The organism is Fulvimarina pelagi HTCC2506 (genome assembly GCF_000153705.1).
In the GTDB taxonomy this organism is placed as follows: domain Bacteria; phylum Pseudomonadota; class Alphaproteobacteria; order Rhizobiales; family Rhizobiaceae; genus Fulvimarina; species Fulvimarina pelagi.
Genome location: NZ_DS022272.1, coordinates 494,121 through 512,693, shown reverse-complemented (window position 1 = coordinate 512,693; position 18,573 = coordinate 494,121). Strand labels below are relative to the sequence as shown.

The following is an 18,573-nucleotide window of genomic DNA, read 5'->3' as shown; positions in this document are numbered from 1 at the left end:
GACGCTTCTTCTCGTTGAGGCACTACGGCGCGCCTTCACAAAGACTTTCGCCAGAACACCATCGGCAGGATCAGTCCCCATTGGGTCGTCATCGGTTCGCCGGTCGCGCGGAACCCCACCTTCTCATAGGCGGCAACAGCTCTCTTGTTATCGGGATGTGGATCGGTCGCCACAGCAGGCGCGCCGCCATCGAAGAGTTCTTTGATCCGCAGGGAGATGAAAGCGGGACCGTGGCCGATACCCACCATGTCGGGCTCGGCGATAAACTGGTCGATGCCGCGTGAACCCGGCGGCAGATGGCCAAAGTAGTGCCCCACCCAGCCGCGAACGTCGTAATCCTGCATAAAAGCGAACGGCCGGCCATCGAATGATACTAGACGGAGATCGACGCGGGGGTCGGCAAGGTCCTCGTCACGGAACGGCTCGTCGTCGTCCCACCATTCAGCGACATGGGGCCTTGCGACCCAATCACGAAGTCGTGGGAGATCGGCAGCGCCAACCTCTTCAAAAGTGTAACGCCGAAGATCTGGGCTCGGCTCAGGCAAATCAGGCGGCGACATCCGTGTATTTCTCGGGTTCGCGCCGAAACATCACCGCCACATAGGGGCACTGCGGCACGACCTTCAGATTTTCCGCCCGTGCCCAGTCGACGCCGGCCTTCACGAGTTCGGCTGCAATGCCTTTGCTGCGTTCTTCGGGAGGCACGAATGTGTGATCGAACACGACGGTGTCGGCATCGCGGCGACGATATGTGAGTTCGGCCGCTCCTCTGGACGTCGTGAAACGGCCCCCGCCTTCGCGTGTCTCATGTTCGATATCCAACATTACCTGGCCTTTCGTTTCGTGACGCCTCTGCATCACACGTGAATCCCTACTCGAGACGAGTGAATATTTCGAGTTTCCTACAAGCCTTTCATCCACCTTCGCTAGCTGGATCAGGTAACGGCGCCTTAAGCTTAAACGCCGCTTAACCAGCGCGGACCTAATGTGGCGAAGACTCGTCCGGGCTCTTCGAAGCGCGGCGAAATGACTTTTATTCCACCTCAAGACGGGCGGCGAAATGACGATCACGGCGGATGGCGCAAGCGGCAAGCGCATGAACCTCAAGCGACAGGCCGAACTTGGTGCGGGGCTAGGCATGATCGCCCTGTCGGCCTTCTTCGCCACCTCGATCGCCACCTGGAACGTCGCCGATCCGTCGTGGAGCCAGGCAAACCGTCAGGCGATTGAGAACGCGGCCGGTGCACCCGGCGCAATCACCGCCGACATCCTGATGCAGGTACTCGGTCTCGGTGCGGCTCTGATCGTCGTCTGGCCACTGATTTGGGGTGTTCTCTATCTTATCGGCAAGCCGCTCGACAGGCTGTCGCGCAAGGGTTGGCTTGCGGTCGCAGGCATTGCCCTGGTCTGCGCCGCTCTCGGCTGCCTGCCCGAAAGCGAGAGCTGGCCGCTTCCGATCGGCCTCGGCGGCGTTATCGGCGATATTGTTCTCAAAGTGCCAGCGCTCTTCTTCGGCGGTTATCCTTCCGGCTTCTTCGCAGTTCTGGTCGGTCTTCTCGCGGTTGCTCCGGGCGCGCGCCTTTTCCTCGGCGGGTCCGGCCTTTGGGATCTGAAAATGGGCAATCGTCCAGCCCCTACGCCGGTCCGGCATGCATCCCACGCCCGCCGTTTGCCGCAGGACGATCTCGACGGGCAGGAGGGCAAGTTCGCCCTTGTCATGGGAGCGCTCGCTCATGTCGTGTTCTCAGCCCGCTCGGCGATCGACCGCGTGCGCACTAAACGCGCGGAAAGCCGCCGCGAATTTGGCGACCGCTTCGATGACTGGAACGACCAGGGCGAGCCCGCACCACCCGTTCGCAATCCCTCATTGCTGGGTCGTGCCGAGCCGCAACTTGGCTCGTTTCATCCTGAAATGCCTGCCGTCCAGCCGCCTCACGAACCGGAAGTCGCACATCGTGGCGTCTCGATCCGCATGCCCGGCCAAGGCCAGGATGCCGGCTTCTTCGATCCGTTCGCCGATCAAATCGACGAAGACGACTTTGCACAGCCGGCGATGCAGACCCGTCCGGCCCCTGCTCCGCAACCGGCCAGGGACCCATATGGCCTGCCGCAGGTAACCGGTCGTTTCGACGCGCCGTTCGAAGCGCCAGTTCAGCCGGCTGCCGACGCCGATCCGTTCGCGAACCACGCCTGGTATCGTCCTGGCGATCCGAATGCGGAGGTCGACCGAAACTTTGAGAGCTATGACGACGGCTCCGTCAACGAGAACGCATATTTCGAGCCCCAAACGGAACCGGCGCCCCAACCCGCCGCAGGCGGTTGGCGCGGTCTCTTGCCCGGGAACATCGTCGCTTTCCCGGGCCGGCGCCCGAAGTTCGAGACACCACAGCCGCCGCGTAACGAGCCGGGTTTCGATGCGGGTCAGCCTGCAGCACAACCGAAGCAGGCTGAACGCCAGCAACGTCAGATGCCGCGTGCTCATGTGCCGGCCTCACCGTCATCGCAGGATATGCCGGCCGCCCGCGCCATGCCTCAGACCCGCACTATCACCGGTCAGCAGGCCCAGCTGCGCGGCGGTTCCGGCAAGGCACTCGCCATGCAACCCAAGCTCGAACTTCCCGATCCGGAGACCTTCGAACTCCCCTCGGTCGAATACCTGACCCCGCCGCCGGCTCCCTATCTCGATGAGACGCTCTCGGAAGCGGCCCTTGCCGACAATGCGCGGCTTCTGGAGAGCGTGCTCCAGGATTTCGGCGTGAAGGGCGAGATCATGGAAGTGCGGCCCGGCCCGGTCGTCACGCTCTACGAGCTGGAGCCCGCGCCCGGCATCAAATCGAGCCGCGTCATCGGCCTTGCCGACGACATTGCCCGCTCGATGAGCGCGATCGCCGCCCGCGTCGCCGTCATCCCCGGCAAGAACGCCATCGGAATCGAACTGCCGAACCCGAAGCGCGAGACCGTCTACTTCCGCGAGATGATCGATTCGCCGACCTTCGCCCAGCACAAGGGCCGTCTGCCGGTCGCGCTCGGCAAGACGATCGGCGGCGAGCCGGTCATCGCCGATCTCGCCAAGATGCCGCATCTTCTCGTCGCCGGCACGACCGGCTCGGGCAAGTCGGTGGCAATCAACACCATGATCTCCTCGCTGCTCTACCGGCATTCGCCGGCCGAGTGCCGCCTGATCATGATCGACCCGAAGATGCTCGAACTGTCGATCTACGACGGCATTCCGCATCTGCTCTCCCCGGTCGTCACGGACCCCAAGAAGGCGGTCGTCGCCCTCAAGTGGACCGTGCGCGAGATGGAAGACCGCTATCGCAAGATGGCGAAGGTCGGCGTGCGCAACATCGACGGCTTCAACCAGCGTGTGAAGACGGCACAGGCGAAGGGCGAGACCCTGTCGCGCACGGTGCAGACCGGCTTCGACCGTGATTCCGGCGAGCCGATCTTCGAGACCGAAGAGTTCGATCTGCAGCCCCTCCCCTACATCGTCGTCATCATCGACGAGATGGCCGACCTGATGATGGTCGCGGGCAAGGAGATCGAAGGTGCCGTCCAGCGCCTCGCGCAGATGGCCCGTGCAGCAGGCATCCACGTCATCATGGCGACCCAGCGTCCCTCCACCGACGTCATCACCGGCACGATCAAGGCGAACTTCCCGACCCGCATCTCCTTCCAGGTGACGTCGAAGATCGATTCGCGCGTCATGCTGGGCGAGAGCGGCGCCGAGCAGCTCCTCGGCATGGGCGACATGCTGTTCATGACTGGCGGCGGCCGCATTCAGCGCGTCCATGGACCGTTCGTCGACGACGCCGAGGTCGAGGGCATCGTCAGCCACCTGAAGGCACAAGGGGTGCCGGACTATCTCGATGCCGTTCTCGAGGACGACGAAGACGAGGACGATGGCAAGGCCGGTTCGGGCAAAGGCGGAAAGGGCGGCGGCAACGGCGCCGCCTCGAAGAACGCGGCGCCTGCAGATGACGATTTCGACGACAGTGACGATCCCTACGACCAGGCGGTCGCGGTCGTCCTGCGCGACGGCAAGGCGTCCACCTCCTACATCCAGCGCCGCCTCGGCATTGGCTACAACCGCGCCGCCTCGATCATCGAGAAGATGGAGAAGGAAGGCGTCGTCGGCCCGGCCAACCACGCCGGCAAGCGCGAGATCCTCGTTCCAACGGAAGAGGACCGTATGTGATCGGCAGAGCCTTCGCAGCAAGGATCACCCGAACCTGATGCTTTTGAAGGCGGCGCTAATCTGCGCCGCCTTTCTCGTAAGCAGAGATCAACTTCCCTCGCCGTGAACAACCTGTTCGATCGATCCCTGCCCTCCCCTACGAGGTTGGGTGCCGGTCCCAAGCCGCGCTTACATCATTTGAATGTGAACGATCCTTCCAGAGGAGCTGACTTCTTTCGGCCTGTTCTTGCCCATTTGGGGTCATGATAAGCCGACCAAAGCTTAACGGTAAGACCGGCTCGAAAGTCGGTTGCAAAGTCTGGAGACAAGCGATGCAAGTTTACGGATACGGGGTCACCGAGAAGGGTTCGAATTTCGTGCCGGTCGTATTCGATCGCACCGATCTTCGCGCTGGCGAGGTCGCGATCGACATCACGCACTGCGGTGTTTGCCATTCCGACCTCCATCAGGTCGACAACGACTGGGGCAATACGAACTATCCCTGCGTTCCGGGTCATGAAATTGCCGGCGTCGTCACCGCGATCGGCGACGGCGTGAAGAAATTCAAGGTGGGAGACAGGGTCGGTGTCGGCTGCATGATCGATTCCTGCCAGGAATGCGAATCGTGCAGGAACAACGACGAGCAGTACTGCTCGGGACCCAAAAGCTGTACGTTGACGTATAACGGCACGAAGGCCGGCGATGGTTCGAACACCTATGGCGGTTATACCGACTCGATCATCGTGCGGGAGGAATTCGTACTCAAAGTCCCTGACGCGATATCGAACGAGGTCGTCGGTCCGATCCTCTGCGCGGGCATAACGACCTATCAGCCCATGAAGCATTTCGGCCTGAAGAAGGGCGATACGCTCGGCGTTGCGGGCATAGGAGGCCTCGGGCACATTGCGATCCAGATCGGCAAGGCTTTGGGAGCACGAGTAGTCGCGTTGACTACGAGCCCGGGCAAGCGGGACGAGATCATGAAACTCGGTGCCGACGACGTCCTCATCACGACCGATGCGGAAGCGATGGCGAACGCCGCGCAAAGCCTCGACATGATGGTCAACACCATACCCGTGAAGCATGACATCAACCCGTATGTCACGCTCATGAAGCCGAACAGCATGCTGCTTCTGGTAGGAAACATGAACGGCTTCGACAATGTCGAGAGTGGACCACTCGTGTTCAATCGGATCGGTATCGCCGGGTCACTGATTGGCGGGATCAAGGATACGCAAGAAATTCTCGATCTCTGCGCAAAGCACGATATCGCGCCTTTGACGAAAGTCGTTACGATCCAAGAGATCGACGCAATCTACGATGAACTTCGCAACGGCAATCCGCGCTATCGGCACGTCATCGACATGAAGTCGCTCAAGGACGACGCCGACGGTAAGGGCAAAGCACGCGAGATCGCCTCGCCGACGCGCGGCGAGGTTGTCGGTCGAGCGGCCTGAACGAAGATACGCGATCCGCGTGGGTGCGAGGGCCTCGACGATAATGGACGAGGCCCTCGCTCTTCACCGGACGAATTGCTTTTGGCTCGCGCGAGGCAAGCCTATTTCAGCATGGCCTGCAACGTCTCCAGCCGGTCGGCTTCGGCTGCAGGCTTGTCCCACCTCAGCCTCGACACCCGTGGAAACCGCATCGCGACGCCGGATTTATGACGGCCGGAGCGCTGGAGCCCCTCGAAGGCCACCTCGATCACGAGGCCATGGTCCGGCTCGGCGCGGACCGAGCGCACCGGACCGAAGCGCTCGATCGTGTTGTCGCGGATATATTTGTCGAGCTGCTTCAGTTCCTGGTCGGTAAAGCCGAAATAGGCCTTGCCAACAGGCACGAGTTCTGGCGCGTCCATCTCGCCCGTCCAGACGCCGAAGGTGTAGTCCGAGTAGAAACTCGACCGCTTCCCATGGCCCCGCTGGGCGTACATCAGGACGGCGTCGATCAGATAGGGATCCTGCTTCCACTTGAACCATGGGCCCTTCGGTCGGCCCGGAACATAAGTCGAATCCCAGCGCTTCAGCATCAGCCCCTCAATGACCGCATGCGGCGGCTCCGCTCTCAACTTCGAGAGATCGTCGAAGCTTTCGAAGGGCACGAAGGGAGAGACGTCGAAGCGCGTCGGTTCGAGCTTTTCGGCGAAGACGTCCAGGCGTTTGCGCCGCTCAGCGAAGGGAAAGCCACGCAGGTCCTCGCCGTTCTCAAAGAGTAGATCGTAGGCGCGCAGGAAGACCGGGTAGGTCTTCAGCATCGCCGCCGAGACCGTCTTGCGATTGAGCCGCTGCTGAAGGTCGGAGAAGGTGCCGACCACGATGTCGTCACCGCGCTTGCCGGCGTGCTCTTCCACGGCCGGCTTGCCTGACTTTTCCGCCGTCGGCGTCGCGACGAGAAGCTCTCCGTCAAGCGTGCCATCGAAGGTCATGAAGTCCATGAGATCGGGGAAGGCGCCGGAAATGTCGTCGCCGGTGCGCGAATAGAGCCGGGCGACGCCGCCTTCCGCGCTCGCCTGAACGCGGATGCCGTCCCACTTCCACTCGGCGGCATAATCCTCCGGCTTCGCGATCCCGTAGTCCGGTTCTTCCAGCGGCGTCGAGAGCATCACCGGCCTGAACGGCGCCTTGGCCGCCGAGACCGGCTTCTCCGCCCGGCCCTCCAGCCATGCGAAAAGCCCCTCGTACGGCGGAGCGAGACCGTGCCAGAGTTCCTCGATCTCGGTCACATCGACCTTACCGAAATCCGCCAGCGCCTGCTTGGCGAGCCGGGCGGAGACGCCTATCCGCATCGACCCGGTCACCAGCTTCAACAGCGCATAGCGACCTGACGAGTCCAGCAGGTCTAACCAGGCCTCGACATGCTTTGGCCCCTCGTTCCTCGTCGTGCCGTTCAGGGTCTCGACCACCTCTGACAAAGCGGGCCCAGGCCGATCATTCTCCGACCCGCCACCCTCGACCGATGGCCAGACGAGCGAGATCGTCTCGGCGAGATCGCCGACATAGTCGTAGGAATAGCCGAACAGCACCGGGTCCATCCGCGCGGTGACCAGTTCCCGCAGCATCGCAGGCTTGACGGACTTGATGTCGAGATCGCGCGTAATCGCTGCTAGCGCCAGCCCGCGCTCAGGATCCGGTTCGGACGTGAAATGCTCCACCATCAACCGCAATTTGCCGTTCCGGGAAGGCGTCAGGGTCAGCGCATCGATGAGGTCGGCAAATGGCTTCATGCCGCGTGAAGTAGCTTCCGACTGGATCCCGACGAGTCGCCCGCGCCGGGACACTTCGCCGTCCCTCCTCACCCGTTGGCAGATGGCGGAGCCCGTTCCCCTCGAAACTGACGCAGTGCCAGTTGCCGCTTCGCCGTGAACACCGCATCAGCGTTCATCTCGGGCTCGGCGACGAGCCATTGAAGGTAATCGGTCGGCACCTCTCGGATCGGGATGCCTTTATGCCGGCCGAAGCGAAGTTTCGCGAGTAGTGCCGGTTCGTTCGACACCTTTTCCGCCCGCTCCAGGAAGTCTGAAAGGTCATGGCAATGTGGCGTCAGCTCCTCGGCGATCCGGCGAAGGAGAACTGCGGTGCAGACAGCGTCGAACAGGGCTCGATGGGGATGCAGGCCGGCGAGCATTTGGTCGACGCTCGAAAGATCGAGAGGAACGTATTTGACCAGGCTTTGCAGGCCATGTGCACGAACATTCGGAAAGGCGCGCAGGGCAAGCTTGTGAGTGCAGAGCCAGCGACCCGTCAGTCTGAGGCGCGAGCGGTCGAAATCGGCGCGCTGGGCGGCATAGGTCTCCGTGTTGAAGGGCTTGACTGCATCGGAGAAGGGTGGAGCGCCGACGAGCATCTCATCGGTTATTTGATGCACGCGCCGCGCGCCGTCGCTGATTACCGCTCCGCCTGGATCGCAGAAGGTCTGCATCGGATTGAAGATCGCGCCAGTGACAAGATCGAGATCGACGGAGCCGATCTCGATGACCGCGTCCTCCTCCAGCCGCAGCCCTGCCGTCTCGGTGTCGATCACCCGCACGATAAACGACACCGGTTCGTCGAACAGCGTGGGTGTGGTGGGCGCAGGTGGGAAAAGCTCGCTCATGCGCCGTCTAGATCGTACTTTCGCTTAGGTCGTGCAAGCCGCGCGAAACGCCGCGCTCAGCGGGGCATTGAGCCTGCCGCCGATTTGGCTTTTTGCGGGCGCTGCCACCTGCGCATTCTCATTCGACCGTGACCAGACGAACCGGCCGCCAGCCGATCAAGTGGCCGCACGTCGGTAAGACCATCCGATCTATTATGACAAGAAACTCCTGAATTAAAATGTCGGAGCGCTGAAGATATTGCCGGGAGTGTTTGGCAGGCAAACTCGATAACTTGTAAAACCAAAGGCGGCGGGCCGCGCAACCGCACGACCCGCCGCTTGTCGTTTCATGGAAAGGCTTTGGCGGAGGCGCTTATGCCTCCAGCGACTTCACGATTTTTTCGACCATCGCTTTAGCGTCGCCGAACAGCATCATCGTACCATCCTTGTAGAACAGCGAGTTGTCGATGCCGGCATAGCCGGAGGACAGCGAGCGCTTGAGGAAGAGGCAAGTCTGCGCCTCATCCACGTTGGCGATAGGCATGCCGTAGATCGGCGAAGACTGATCGTCGCGCGCTGCCGGATTGGTCACGTCGTTCGCCCCAATGACGAAGGCGACATCGGTCTGCTTGAACTCTGAATTCACGTCGTCGAGTTCGAAGACGTCGTCGTAGGGCACATTGGCCTCGGCGAGGAGCACGTTCATATGACCAGGCATGCGGCCTGCCACAGGATGAATGGCGTATTTGACCGTGACGCCCTCCTCTTTGAGTGCATCCACCATTTCCGACAGCACATGCTGCGCCTGAGCGACCGCCATACCGTAGCCCGGCACGATGATCACCTGGTTGGCGTTCTTCATGAGATAGGCGGCATCTTCCGCCGAGCCCTGTTTGACGGTCTTGTCCCCCATGTCGTCCTGGCTCGGACCGGTACTCTCGCCGCCGAAGCCCCCGAGAATGACCGAGAAGAAGGAACGATTCATACCTCTACACATGATGTAGGAAAGGATCGCACCAGAGGACCCGACCAGCGCGCCAGTGACGATCAACGCGAGGTTCTGGAGGGTAAAGCCGATGCCGGCCGCTGCCCAGCCCGAATAGGAGTTCAGCATCGAGACGACGACGGGCATGTCCGCACCACCGATCGGGATGATGAGCAGGATGCCGAGTGCGAGCGAGCCGAGGACGATCAGCCAGAAGGAGAGCGTGCTGCCAGTCGTCGCAAAGATGACGATCAGTACAAAGATCGCGACGCCCAGGCCGATATTGATCCAGTGCCGCATGGGCAAAACGATCGGCTTGCCGCTCATTCGCCCGTCGAGCTTGGCGAAAGCGATGACCGAACCGGTGAAAGTTATCGCGCCGATGGCGACGCCGATCGACATCTCGATAAGCGCCTGGACCTGGATGTCGCCTGGCGAGCCAATCCCAAATGCCTGCGGCGAATAGAGCGCGCCGGCCGCGACCATGACGGCGGCAAGACCGACAAGCGAGTGGAATGCCGCGACAAGCTGCGGCATGTCTGTCATCGGAATCTTGCGGGCGATAAAGGCGCCGACCGAACCGCCGATCGCAAGGCCGAGCACGATCAGAACCAGCGAGCCGAAGGATGTACCGGCATAGATAAGCGTGGTGAGGACCGCGATCCCCATACCGATCATACCGTAGAGATTGCCCTGCCGGCTGGTCGAAGGATGCGAGAGGCCGCGAAGCGCTAGAATGAAGAGAACCGCGGCGACGAGATATGCGAGTGTTGCCAGGCTTTGAGCCATCTATTCGTTCCCCTCAGCTTTTCTTCTTGTACATGCCGAGCATGCGCTGGGTCACGAGGAACCCGCCGAAGATGTTCACCGAGGCGAGGACGAGGGCGATAAAGCCGAAGATGGTGGCAGCCCATGAGGTGGAGAGTGCGATGGCCAGTATCGCGCCCACGACGATCACCGAGGAGATAGCGTTGGTGACGCTCATCAGCGGCGTATGCAATGCTGCGGTCACCGACCATACGACGTAGTAGCCTACGAAGCAGGCAAGTACGAAGATTGCGAGATAGAAGACGAAGGGCACGCCCGACGCGGCCGCATGTCCCGCCGCTTCGCTGACGGCGCCCTCCCCGATCATCTGCTCGACACCCTGACGCGCCTCGCGTATGGCCGCGCCGGCTTGGTTGAGCTTCTGGAGTGTGTTCTGAGCGGTCTCGTTTTCCATCAGCTATCCCCCTCGCCCTTGTTGCCCTTGGCCGCTGTTTCACCGGAGGACTCCTGAGAATCCGCAGAAGACGTGCCACCGAACCGCTCGTTCACGACCTTTCCGCCGCGCGTCAGAAGCGTCGCCTTGACGAGTTCGTCTTCGAAATCGATCTTCAGCGCTGCTGTTTCAGCCTCTTTGTCGATCATCGTCTCGAGAAATGAAGAGAGGTTCTTTGCGTAGAGCAACGAAGCGCTCGCCGCGATCCGGCCGGCGACATTCTTGTAACCGATCACCCTGGCGGGGCCGACGTCCACGATCTCGCCGGCCTTCGAGCCCTCGATATTGCCGCCTCGCTCTACGGCAAGGTCGACGAGGACCGAGCCCGGTTTCATCGCCTCGATCATTGCCTTTGAAACGAGCTTGGGCGCCGGCTTGCCGGGGATGAGCGCGGTGGTGATAACCACGTCCTGCGCAGCGATATGCTGCTCAACGAGTTCGGCTTGCTTCTTCTGGTACTCGGCACTCATCTCGGTAGCGTAGCCACCCGAATCCTCGGCTTCCTTGAATTCCTCGTCCTCGACGGCGATGAACTTCGCGCCGAGCGATTCGACCTGTTCCTTGGTGGCCGGTCGGATGTCGTTGGCCGAGACGCGTGCCCCGAGGCGTTTGGCCGTCGCGATCGCTTGGAGGCCGGCAACACCGGCGCCCATCACGAAGACCTTTGCGGCAGGAACGGTGCCGGCAGCGGTCATCATCATCGGAAACGCGCGATCGAATTCGTGGGAAGCGTCGATGACGGCCTGGTAGCCCGCGAGGTTTGCCTGTGATGAAAGGACGTCCATCACCTGTGCGCGGGTGATGCGCGGCATCAGCTCCATGGAGAACGCAAGGATACCGGCTTCGGCGAGATCGCGGAGCGCCGTTTCGTTGCCATAGGGGTCCATCAGAGCAAGGACGACGGCGCCGTCCTTGTAACCGGCGGCCTCGGGCTTGGTGGGTCGGATTACCTTCAGGACGACGTCGGCATCCTCGCCGCTTTTGTCGTCGCCGATCTTGGCGCCCGCCTCTTCGAACGCTTTGTCGGTAATTTTGGAGTGTTCGCCGGCGCCGGACTGGATAACGACTTCAGCGCCAAGGCCTTTAAGCTTCTTGACCGTATCAGGCGAAGCCGCAACGCGCGTTTCCCCCTCCTGCTCACGCGGTATGAAGACCTTCATCCGTCGCTTTCCCTCCCGCTTCTACAAAAGCCTCCGGACAAGGCCCCCCTGCACCCGCGCTTTCCACGGGTATGTTCTTAGTTATTTTGCTAGGAAATAGGCGATGGCGAGCACAATCAAGAACGAGCCGACGCCGCCCAATATCCCGCCGGAACCGACCAGACTCACCGCCATTGCGATCAGAAGTGCGACAACGATAATCGTGCCCCATTTGAACAGACTGAGGAACAGCGCGTAAGTGCGGTGGTGTTCCGCATAGTCCATGTCTGCGGGGTTGTCGGTGTCGTAGCTGGGTTGTGTCGCCATTCGGGTACCTTTCGAGCGATGATCTGCCCCGGACATACACGAAAGGTTTGTTTTCTGGCAACGATAGCTGCTGGGGTTTTGCCTTGACCCTTTGCGGGGAGGTTAGCGGTTACCTGGGCCGCGTAACGAGGGGGGCGCACGCGGGTGATGTGCCCCAAATTATCGACCCGAAGTCTTTGGCTGCGGTTGCCCGGCTGACTTGACCTAAAGAATGAAGCGCGAGAGGTCAGTGTCGCCAGCGATGCCGTCGAGTGCCTTGTGCACATAGGCTGCATCGATCGTGTACGTCTCCCCTCCCTTATCCGGCGCTTCAAAGGAGATATCATCAAGGACGCGTTCCATTACGGTCTGAAGCCTGCGCGCACCGATGTTCTCCACGGAGCCGTTCAGCTTCACCGCCGTATCGGCCAGAGCATCGATCGCGTCCTCTGTGACATGGAGGGTGACATTCTCGGTCTTCATCAACGCTACGTACTGTTTGATGAGCGAGGCTTCCGTCTCGGTAAGGATACGCCGGAAATCTTCGCGGGTAAGCGCACGAAGCTCGACACGAATGGGAAGACGACCTTGAAGCTCAGGCAACAGGTCGGACGGCTTGGAGACGTGGAACGCGCCAGAGGCAATGAAGAGGATGTGGTCGGTCTTTACTGGACCGTGCTTCGTCGCGACCGTCGTGCCCTCGACGAGGGGAAGCAGGTCACGCTGCACACCCTCTCGCGATACGCCAGCGGAATGGCCGTCTTTGTTCGCCACCTTGTCGATCTCGTCGAGGAAGACAATGCCATTGTTCTGTACCGCTTCCACTGCCTCGCGCGTCAGCTGCTCCTGATCGAGTAGCTTATCGGACTCCTCGCCGATCAGGAGATCGTAGCTGTCGCGCACAGTCGTGCGCACCTGCTTGGTGCGATTCATCGCTTTGCCGAACATTTCCGACAGGTTGAGGACACCGATATTTGCGCCGGGCATGCCCGGTATATCCATTCCGCCCATGGGATTCGACGTGTCCGATACCTCGACGTCAATCTCCTTCTCGTCGAGTTCGCCGCTGCGCAGCTTCTTTCGAAAAGAGTCTTTGGTGGCGGGTGAAGCGGACTTGCCAACGAGCGCTTCAAGCACACGGTCCTCGGCGCCCTTGTGCGCCTTGGCCTTAACTTCCTCGCGCTTCTTCTCGCGCACCAGCCCAATACCGATCTCGACGAGGTCGCGGATGATCTGCTCGACATCGCGACCGACATAGCCGACCTCGGTGAATTTCGTCGCCTCGATCTTGATGAAAGGTGCGCCCGCGAGTTTCGCAAGCCGGCGTGAGATTTCGGTCTTACCGACGCCGGTCGGGCCGATCATAAGGATGTTCTTCGGCATCACCTCTTCGCGCAGACCAGGCTCAAGTTGCTGCCGGCGCCAGCGATTGCGTAGCGCCACCGCAACGGCGCGCTTTGCGTCCTTTTGCCCAATGATGTGGCGGTCGAGTTCGGATACGATCTCGCGGGGAGAATAATCTGTCATGGCTCGTTTAAGGTTTGGCGGCATGGCCGGCCTGTCGGGTTCCGGCGGGCCAACCCGCCTTTGCTTCGCACCGCTACATGGGTTGGTTGGCGCGCATTCGCCAGCCCGCTCGCGAGCGCCCATTTCTTCGGCGAGCCGCAGTGATCGATCTGCGCTTCTGACTACAGCGTATCAGAATGACACCGCACTATTGGTCTCTGGAAGCGAGCCGAAGGGTGCCAATCCGGCTGTAAGATAAGGTGTCGAAGCTCACTGATTCGATGAGTTTTGCATCACATGGATTGGATGGAACGTTCGCCGTTACCTGCCGTTCTGTGATCAAATGCAATGTCCTGCAGTCGAGCTGTTTTGTATCGATCCGCGTGTTCGGATCGAAGCCTGAAACCCGGCATCATGATCGGCACCCCAGTGCGCTCGAAGGCGTGCGCGCGGCTAGATGGATTCGCTTTGTTTCGGCCTGCTCGGCCGCGGGACGCAACAAGACGGAGCAGATCATGACAAGGATTTCCAACGCAAAGATCGCAATTCTCGCAACCGACGGTTTTGAAGAGGTTGAACTTACAGAACCTCTGGGCAAGCTTCAGGCTGCGGGCGCCGACGTCCATGTTATCTCGAACAAATCCGGCACGATCCGTGGTTGGGATCAGGACCATTGGAACCGCGAGATCAAGGTAGACAAGCAGCTTTCAGAGATACGCGTCACCGACTATGACGCACTTGTTCTCCCGGGCGGACAGATCAATCCGGATGTCCTGCGCGCCGATCCGAAGGTTGTTTCGTTTGTCCGCGAATTCTTCAACTCGAAGAAGCCTCTCGCCGCGATATGTCACGCACCGTGGCTGCTTATCGAGGCTGACGTCGTGCGGGGCCGCGACGTGACCTCGTACAAGTCGATCAGGACGGACATCGTCAACGCCGGCGGCAACTGGCTCGATCAGGAGGTCGTCTGCCACGAAGCGCTGATTACGTCGCGGAATCCCGGTGACCTCCCCGCCTTCATCGACAAGATCATCGAGGAAGTCGAGGAAGGCCGGCACCAAGATCGCAAGGTCGCGTAAATCACGCGATAAATTTCGAATGCCTGAGGGCCGGCTCACTGCCGGCCCTTTTCTTTGCGAGGCTCTCATATCGGAAGTAATACCTCAGCTTTTCGCACCCTCGGGTCCAACGCGAAGTTCCATCGTGGAAAGAATTGTTCTGAGGGGCTCGAGCGATACAGAAAGCCGAACCGGTGTCGGCAACGCTTTGACTTGTGCTGGAGCGCCGCGACGGGCCATCCTCCCCAAATCTGTAATTCCGGGTCAACTCGCGGGCCGTATGGAGCGCGTAGCGAGCGACCTCATATCGTCTGAGAAGAAGCTCTCGGCAGCCATCTTCATACTGGCGAAACTGTCTCTCTGGATATCCCGCACATTGCATGCGAACCTATGCCCACGAACCGGGTCGTCCCGGCTCGACGAAGAAGAATAGCAATTGAGTGCGGATCGAGAAGATTCGCCGCCGAGGAGGAATTCCGATGAAGAATCTCATGCTTGGTACGATTTCGGGCCTTGCACTCGTCATGGCCGCCGGCGCAGCGCAGGCGCAGAGCGATGCCTGCGGGGATGGCGAAACGGTCATTAAGTTCAGCCACGTCGTCGCCGATAGCGGTCATCCAAAAGGCGATGCGGCGCAGCTGCTCGCCAAGAATATCAACGAGCAGATGGACGGCAAGGCCTGCATGCAGGTGTTCCCGAACTCGACGCTCTACGACGATGACAAAGTGATGGAAGCGCTGCTTCTCGGTGATGTACAGCTTGCTGCGCCTTCGTTGTCCAAGTTCGAAGCTTATACTCTCCAACTGCGTCTGTACGATCTGCCGTTCCTTTTCCCGACGTTGGAAGCTGCCAACAGTTACCTCGCCTCGGAAGACGCCACTGCTCTCCTCGCAGCGCTTGAGGACGAAGGCTACAAGGGGCTTGGCTACATCGCGTCAGGCCTCAAACAGTTCTCGGCCAACAAGCCGCTCATGCTACCCGAAGACGCTGCGGGTCTGAAATTTCGCGTTCAGACCTCGGATGTCGCGGTCGCCATGATCGAAGCCATGAACGCATCGGCTCAGAAGCTCGCGTTCAAGGAAGTCTATGGCGCTTTGCAGACTGGCGTCGTAGACGGTCAGGAGAACACCTGGTGTAATATCTATACCCAGAAGTTCTTCGAGGTTCAGGACGGAATCACCGAAACGAACCATCAGCTCCTCGCCTATGGCGTGATCACCAGCCAGGAATGGCTCGATGGCCTCGAAGAGGACGTGCGCGAGCAGTTCCTGCAAATTCTTGGCGACACGCTTGAACAGGCGAACCAGCAGGTCGCAGATCAGGAAGGCGACTGCCGCAACTCGATTACAGAAGCGGGAGCCGAAATCCGCGAGCTCGACGACAGCCAGCGCCAGGCCTGGGTCGACACCATGAAGCCCGTTTGGGATCAGTTCGAAGGCGATATCGGTGCCGAAGTCATCGAGACCGCGGAGAGCTATGGTTCAACCCAGAAGGCAGACGCGGGAAGCGAGGGTTCCAGCGAACAGGCTGCGAACTGATAGCGCTCTAGACAGGCGGGCCGCGCGGTAGACGCGCGGCCTGTGGTTGCATGCCCTTGGGGATTAAAGGGGAGGATCACCCATGGAACTCATGGGAATGACCATTGCGCTTATTGTGCTGGTCGCGGTGCTGTTCATGGCCGAGCGGGCATTTCCCGCCGCAGTCGAACGCCTGGAAGAGAACGTAATCGCTATTCTGATGGCGTTGATCACCTTCATCTCCTTTTTCCAGGTCGTCGGTCGCTACGGCTTCAACTCCGGCTGGCAGGGCGCGCTCGAAGCGACTCGGATCCTGTTTGCTTGGCTGATCCTCTTCGGCATGGCTTATGGCATCAAGGTGGGAATCCATTTGGGGGTCGATGCCGTCATCCGCCTTTTCCCCAAACCGCTCTTCAAAGCCGCGGCGATATTCGGCGCGTTCGCGACTTTCGCTTATGGGATGCTGCTTCTCTACTCTGGCTGGCTCGCCTTTTTCGGCGCCGACGTGTCCTCGAATTGGCGCCAGAGCGGCGCCATCGGCTACTGGACCTTCATGTTCGACCGCGGGACTGGCCTCGATGAATTGCGCTACCCCGAATGGATGCAGACGACGTTTGGCCTTCAGGATCGTGTCCAACGCTGGATCGCGTATCTGATGCTGCCGGTTGGGCTTGCCCTCCTTTCCTTCCGCTCGCTTCAGGCGCTCGTCGAGATCGCGCAGGGCAGAAAGGAACTGATCGTTGCGGGTCACGAGGCGGAAGATCTCGTCCAGCAGAACCTCAATACGCTGAAGGACTGACCGGACCATGGAAACGGGTTTCCTCTTCATCATGGTCTTCGGCCTGCTCTTTCTCGGCGTGCCGGTCGCCATCTCGCTGGGCTTATCCTCGATACTGGTCATCGCGCTGTTCTCGTCCGATTCGATGAGTTCGGTCGCCCTCCAACTGTTCACAGCAAGCCAAAACTACACGCTACTCGCTATCCCCTTCTTCATCCTCGCCTCGGCCTTCATGTCGACCGGCGGAGTCGCGAAACGCATCATCCGTTTCGCAATTGCGACCATCGGCCACCTGCGGGGTGGCCTCGCAATGGCCTCGGTACTCGCCTGCATGCTCTTTGCAGCTCTTTCCGGTTCTTCTCCTGCAACCGTGGTCGCAATCGGCACCATCGCAATCGCGGGCATGATGCAGGTCGGTTATTCGAAAAGCTTCGCTGCCGGGATTATCGCCAATGCCGGTACGCTCGGCATTCTCATCCCGCCGTCGATCGTCATGGTCGTTTACGCGGCGGCCGTGAACGTCTCGGTCGGCCGCATGTTCCTTGCAGGCATCATCCCGGGCATCCTCGCTGGTGTGATGCTGATGCTCGCGATCTACGTCGTCGCCCGCTGGAAAAATCTGCCAGCCGAAGAGTGGAAGGGTTTCCACGAAATCGTCGAAGGCGGCAAGGAAGCCGGCTGGGGCGTCTTCCTCGTCGTCATCATTCTCGGCGGCATCTATGGCGGGGTATTCACGCCTACCGAAGCGGCGGCCGTCGCGGCGGTCTATTCCGGCTTCGTCGCGCTCTTCATCTACCGCGACATGGGGCCGCTCAAGGAAGAACCCTGGATCGACCAGGGCCGTAGTCATCGCGCTGTTGTTGGCTTCAAGGCGACAGTCTACGCGATCGCTTTCTTTTTCATCTGGCTGATCCTGTCGTTCTTCGCCATGGGCGAACCGGGCGTGACCACGATAGACTTCCGAGCGATGATTGGTCTCGTCGGCGTCGTTATCATCCTGTTCGTCTACCCATTCTGGCGCCTGCAGCACGGCATGGCATCCCAGGCGGTCGGCATTGACGGAAGCTCGGCCTACGTCGCGACCGGCACCGTTGGAGCAGGAGTCCTTGGTCAGATTCCCGGCTCGCTCGCGGCAGGCCTGCCCATATGGGGCCGCAACCTCCGCCTGATGACCGTGCGGTTCTTTCCGGCCCTCGTCCACGACGAGACGCGAAAAGTGATGGTCGACGCCTCGAAGACGACCGTCATGCTGATGTTCATCATCGTCAACGCTCTGCTCTTTGCCCACACGTTGACCGCCGAACGCATTCCGGATGCGATTACATCGCTGATGCTGGACTACGGCTTCAACTGGTTCACCTTCCTCATCGCGGTGAACGTGCTGCTGCTTCTTGGCGGACAGTTCATGGAGCCTTCGGGTCTGCTCCTCATCGTCGCACCAGTGGTGTTCCCTATCGCGATGGAGCTTGGGATCGACCCGATCCACCTCGGCATCATCATGGTGGTGAACATGGAGATCGGAATGATCACACCGCCGATCGGCCTGAACCTCTTCGTGACGTCCGGCATCACGGGCATGAGTCTCGTGAAGGTGGTCAAGGCGGCAGCGCCTTTCGTCTGCGTCCTCTTCGTCTTCCTGATCCTTGTGACCTACGTGCCAGTTCTATCGACGCTTATCCCGAACGCCCTCATGGGACCAGAGATCGTGACCCGCTGACGCTTACCGCCAAACAAGGAAGCGACGAGGCAACGGCGCGCGTCCGGGTCGATGCGGG

15 protein-coding genes are annotated in these 18,573 nt (G+C 60.5%); 6 read left to right on the top strand and 9 right to left on the bottom strand.

The window, feature by feature from the left end:
- Window positions 1-35: 35 nt before the first annotated feature.
- Both FP2506_RS02385 and FP2506_RS02380 read right to left on the bottom strand, forming a co-directional pair.
- Complete coding sequence (locus FP2506_RS02385) at window positions 36-560, bottom strand: GNAT family N-acetyltransferase (protein ID WP_007065775.1); 525 nt, start codon at window positions 558-560, stop codon at window positions 36-38.
- On the bottom strand, window positions 547-825 hold the full coding sequence (locus FP2506_RS02380; protein WP_148227447.1) for a GNAT family N-acetyltransferase: 279 nt from the start codon (window positions 823-825) through the stop codon (window positions 547-549). Before FP2506_RS02380 ends, FP2506_RS02385 begins: the two co-directional genes overlap by 14 nt.
- Before the next feature lie 235 nt (window positions 826-1,060).
- Here FP2506_RS02380 and FP2506_RS02375 point away from each other — a divergent pair, with 235 nt between their 5' ends.
- Both FP2506_RS02375 and FP2506_RS02370 read left to right on the top strand, forming a co-directional pair.
- Window positions 1,061-4,198 carry a DNA translocase FtsK gene (locus tag FP2506_RS02375; protein WP_007065773.1) on the top strand — a complete coding sequence of 1,046 codons (3,138 nt, stop codon included), beginning with the start codon at window positions 1,061-1,063 and terminating at the stop codon, window positions 4,196-4,198.
- Between the two features lie 311 nt (window positions 4,199-4,509).
- On the top strand, window positions 4,510-5,634 hold the full coding sequence (locus FP2506_RS02370; RefSeq protein ID WP_007065772.1) for an NAD(P)-dependent alcohol dehydrogenase: 1,125 nt from the start codon (window positions 4,510-4,512) through the stop codon (window positions 5,632-5,634).
- Window positions 5,635-5,735: 101 nt separating this feature from the next.
- On the opposite strand, the gene FP2506_RS02365 is transcribed toward FP2506_RS02370, so the two are convergent.
- From FP2506_RS02365 to hslU, 7 genes are all read right to left on the bottom strand, one after another.
- Entirely contained in the window at window positions 5,736-7,400 is a 1,665-nt protein-coding gene (locus FP2506_RS02365; protein WP_040488849.1) for a cisplatin damage response ATP-dependent DNA ligase, read from the bottom strand.
- 68 nt (window positions 7,401-7,468) lie between these two features.
- The gene (locus FP2506_RS02360) at window positions 7,469-8,269 is read right to left on the bottom strand and encodes an exonuclease domain-containing protein (protein WP_007065770.1); all 801 of its coding nucleotides are present in this window, start codon (window positions 8,267-8,269) and stop codon (window positions 7,469-7,471) included.
- Window positions 8,270-8,621: 352 nt separating this feature from the next.
- Entirely contained in the window at window positions 8,622-10,022 is a 1,401-nt protein-coding gene (locus FP2506_RS02355) for an NAD(P)(+) transhydrogenase (Re/Si-specific) subunit beta (protein WP_007065769.1), read from the bottom strand.
- A gap of 13 nt (window positions 10,023-10,035) precedes the next feature.
- Window positions 10,036-10,455, bottom strand: a complete 420-nt coding sequence (locus tag FP2506_RS02350; protein WP_007065768.1) for an NAD(P) transhydrogenase subunit alpha part 2 — start codon at window positions 10,453-10,455, stop codon at window positions 10,036-10,038.
- Window positions 10,455-11,654 (bottom strand): Re/Si-specific NAD(P)(+) transhydrogenase subunit alpha, encoded by a 1,200-nt coding sequence (locus FP2506_RS02345; protein ID WP_007065767.1) that lies wholly within the window; start codon window positions 11,652-11,654, stop codon window positions 10,455-10,457. Before FP2506_RS02345 ends, FP2506_RS02350 begins: the two co-directional genes overlap by 1 nt.
- A gap of 81 nt (window positions 11,655-11,735) precedes the next feature.
- Window positions 11,736-11,960, bottom strand: a complete 225-nt coding sequence (locus tag FP2506_RS02340; protein WP_007065766.1) for an aa3-type cytochrome c oxidase subunit IV — start codon at window positions 11,958-11,960, stop codon at window positions 11,736-11,738.
- Between the two features lie 204 nt (window positions 11,961-12,164).
- A complete protein-coding gene (gene hslU, locus FP2506_RS02335; protein WP_007065765.1) occupies window positions 12,165-13,466 on the bottom strand; it encodes an ATP-dependent protease ATPase subunit HslU in 1,302 nt (433 codons plus the stop codon).
- Between the two features lie 494 nt (window positions 13,467-13,960).
- On the opposite strand from hslU, the gene FP2506_RS02330 reads away from it, so the two are divergent.
- From FP2506_RS02330 to FP2506_RS02315, 4 genes are all read left to right on the top strand, one after another.
- Complete coding sequence (locus FP2506_RS02330; protein WP_040489320.1) at window positions 13,961-14,524, top strand: type 1 glutamine amidotransferase domain-containing protein; 564 nt, start codon at window positions 13,961-13,963, stop codon at window positions 14,522-14,524.
- Window positions 14,525-14,982: 458 nt separating this feature from the next.
- Entirely contained in the window at window positions 14,983-16,041 is a 1,059-nt protein-coding gene (locus FP2506_RS02325; RefSeq protein WP_007065763.1) for a DctP family TRAP transporter solute-binding subunit, read from the top strand.
- 82 nt (window positions 16,042-16,123) lie between these two features.
- Window positions 16,124-16,819: a TRAP transporter small permease gene (locus FP2506_RS02320; protein ID WP_007065762.1), complete on the top strand. Its 696-nt coding sequence runs from the start codon at window positions 16,124-16,126 to the stop codon at window positions 16,817-16,819.
- Between the two features lie 7 nt (window positions 16,820-16,826).
- Window positions 16,827-18,515, top strand: coding sequence for a TRAP transporter large permease (locus FP2506_RS02315; protein ID WP_007065761.1), 1,689 nt, complete (start codon window positions 16,827-16,829; stop codon window positions 18,513-18,515).
- The last annotated feature ends 58 nt before the right edge of the window (window positions 18,516-18,573 follow it).

Bases quoted from the DNA above. Each gene is read 5' to 3' on its own strand.
- FP2506_RS02365 (WP_040488849.1), bottom strand. From the start codon at position 7,400: ATGAAGCCATTTGCCGACCTCATCGATGCGCTGACCCTGACGCCTTCC.
- FP2506_RS02370 (WP_007065772.1), top strand. From the start codon at position 4,510: ATGCAAGTTTACGGATACGGGGTCACCGAGAAGGGTTCGAATTTCGTG.
- hslU (WP_007065765.1), bottom strand. From the start codon at position 13,466: ATGACAGATTATTCTCCCCGCGAGATCGTATCCGAACTCGACCGCCAC.
- FP2506_RS02320 (WP_007065762.1), top strand. From the start codon at position 16,124: ATGGAACTCATGGGAATGACCATTGCGCTTATTGTGCTGGTCGCGGTG.
- FP2506_RS02330 (WP_040489320.1), top strand. From the start codon at position 13,961: ATGACAAGGATTTCCAACGCAAAGATCGCAATTCTCGCAACCGACGGT.
- FP2506_RS02350 (WP_007065768.1), bottom strand. From the start codon at position 10,455: ATGGAAAACGAGACCGCTCAGAACACACTCCAGAAGCTCAACCAAGCC.
- FP2506_RS02345 (WP_007065767.1), bottom strand. From the start codon at position 11,654: ATGAAGGTCTTCATACCGCGTGAGCAGGAGGGGGAAACGCGCGTTGCG.
- FP2506_RS02355 (WP_007065769.1), bottom strand. From the start codon at position 10,022: ATGGCTCAAAGCCTGGCAACACTCGCATATCTCGTCGCCGCGGTTCTC.
- FP2506_RS02325 (WP_007065763.1), top strand. From the start codon at position 14,983: ATGAAGAATCTCATGCTTGGTACGATTTCGGGCCTTGCACTCGTCATG.
- FP2506_RS02360 (WP_007065770.1), bottom strand. From the start codon at position 8,269: ATGAGCGAGCTTTTCCCACCTGCGCCCACCACACCCACGCTGTTCGAC.
- FP2506_RS02315 (WP_007065761.1), top strand. From the start codon at position 16,827: ATGGAAACGGGTTTCCTCTTCATCATGGTCTTCGGCCTGCTCTTTCTC.
- FP2506_RS02375 (WP_007065773.1), top strand. From the start codon at position 1,061: ATGACGATCACGGCGGATGGCGCAAGCGGCAAGCGCATGAACCTCAAG.
- FP2506_RS02340 (WP_007065766.1), bottom strand. From the start codon at position 11,960: ATGGCGACACAACCCAGCTACGACACCGACAACCCCGCAGACATGGAC.
- FP2506_RS02380 (WP_148227447.1), bottom strand. From the start codon at position 825: ATGTTGGATATCGAACATGAGACACGCGAAGGCGGGGGCCGTTTCACG.
- FP2506_RS02385 (WP_007065775.1), bottom strand. From the start codon at position 560: ATGTCGCCGCCTGATTTGCCTGAGCCGAGCCCAGATCTTCGGCGTTAC.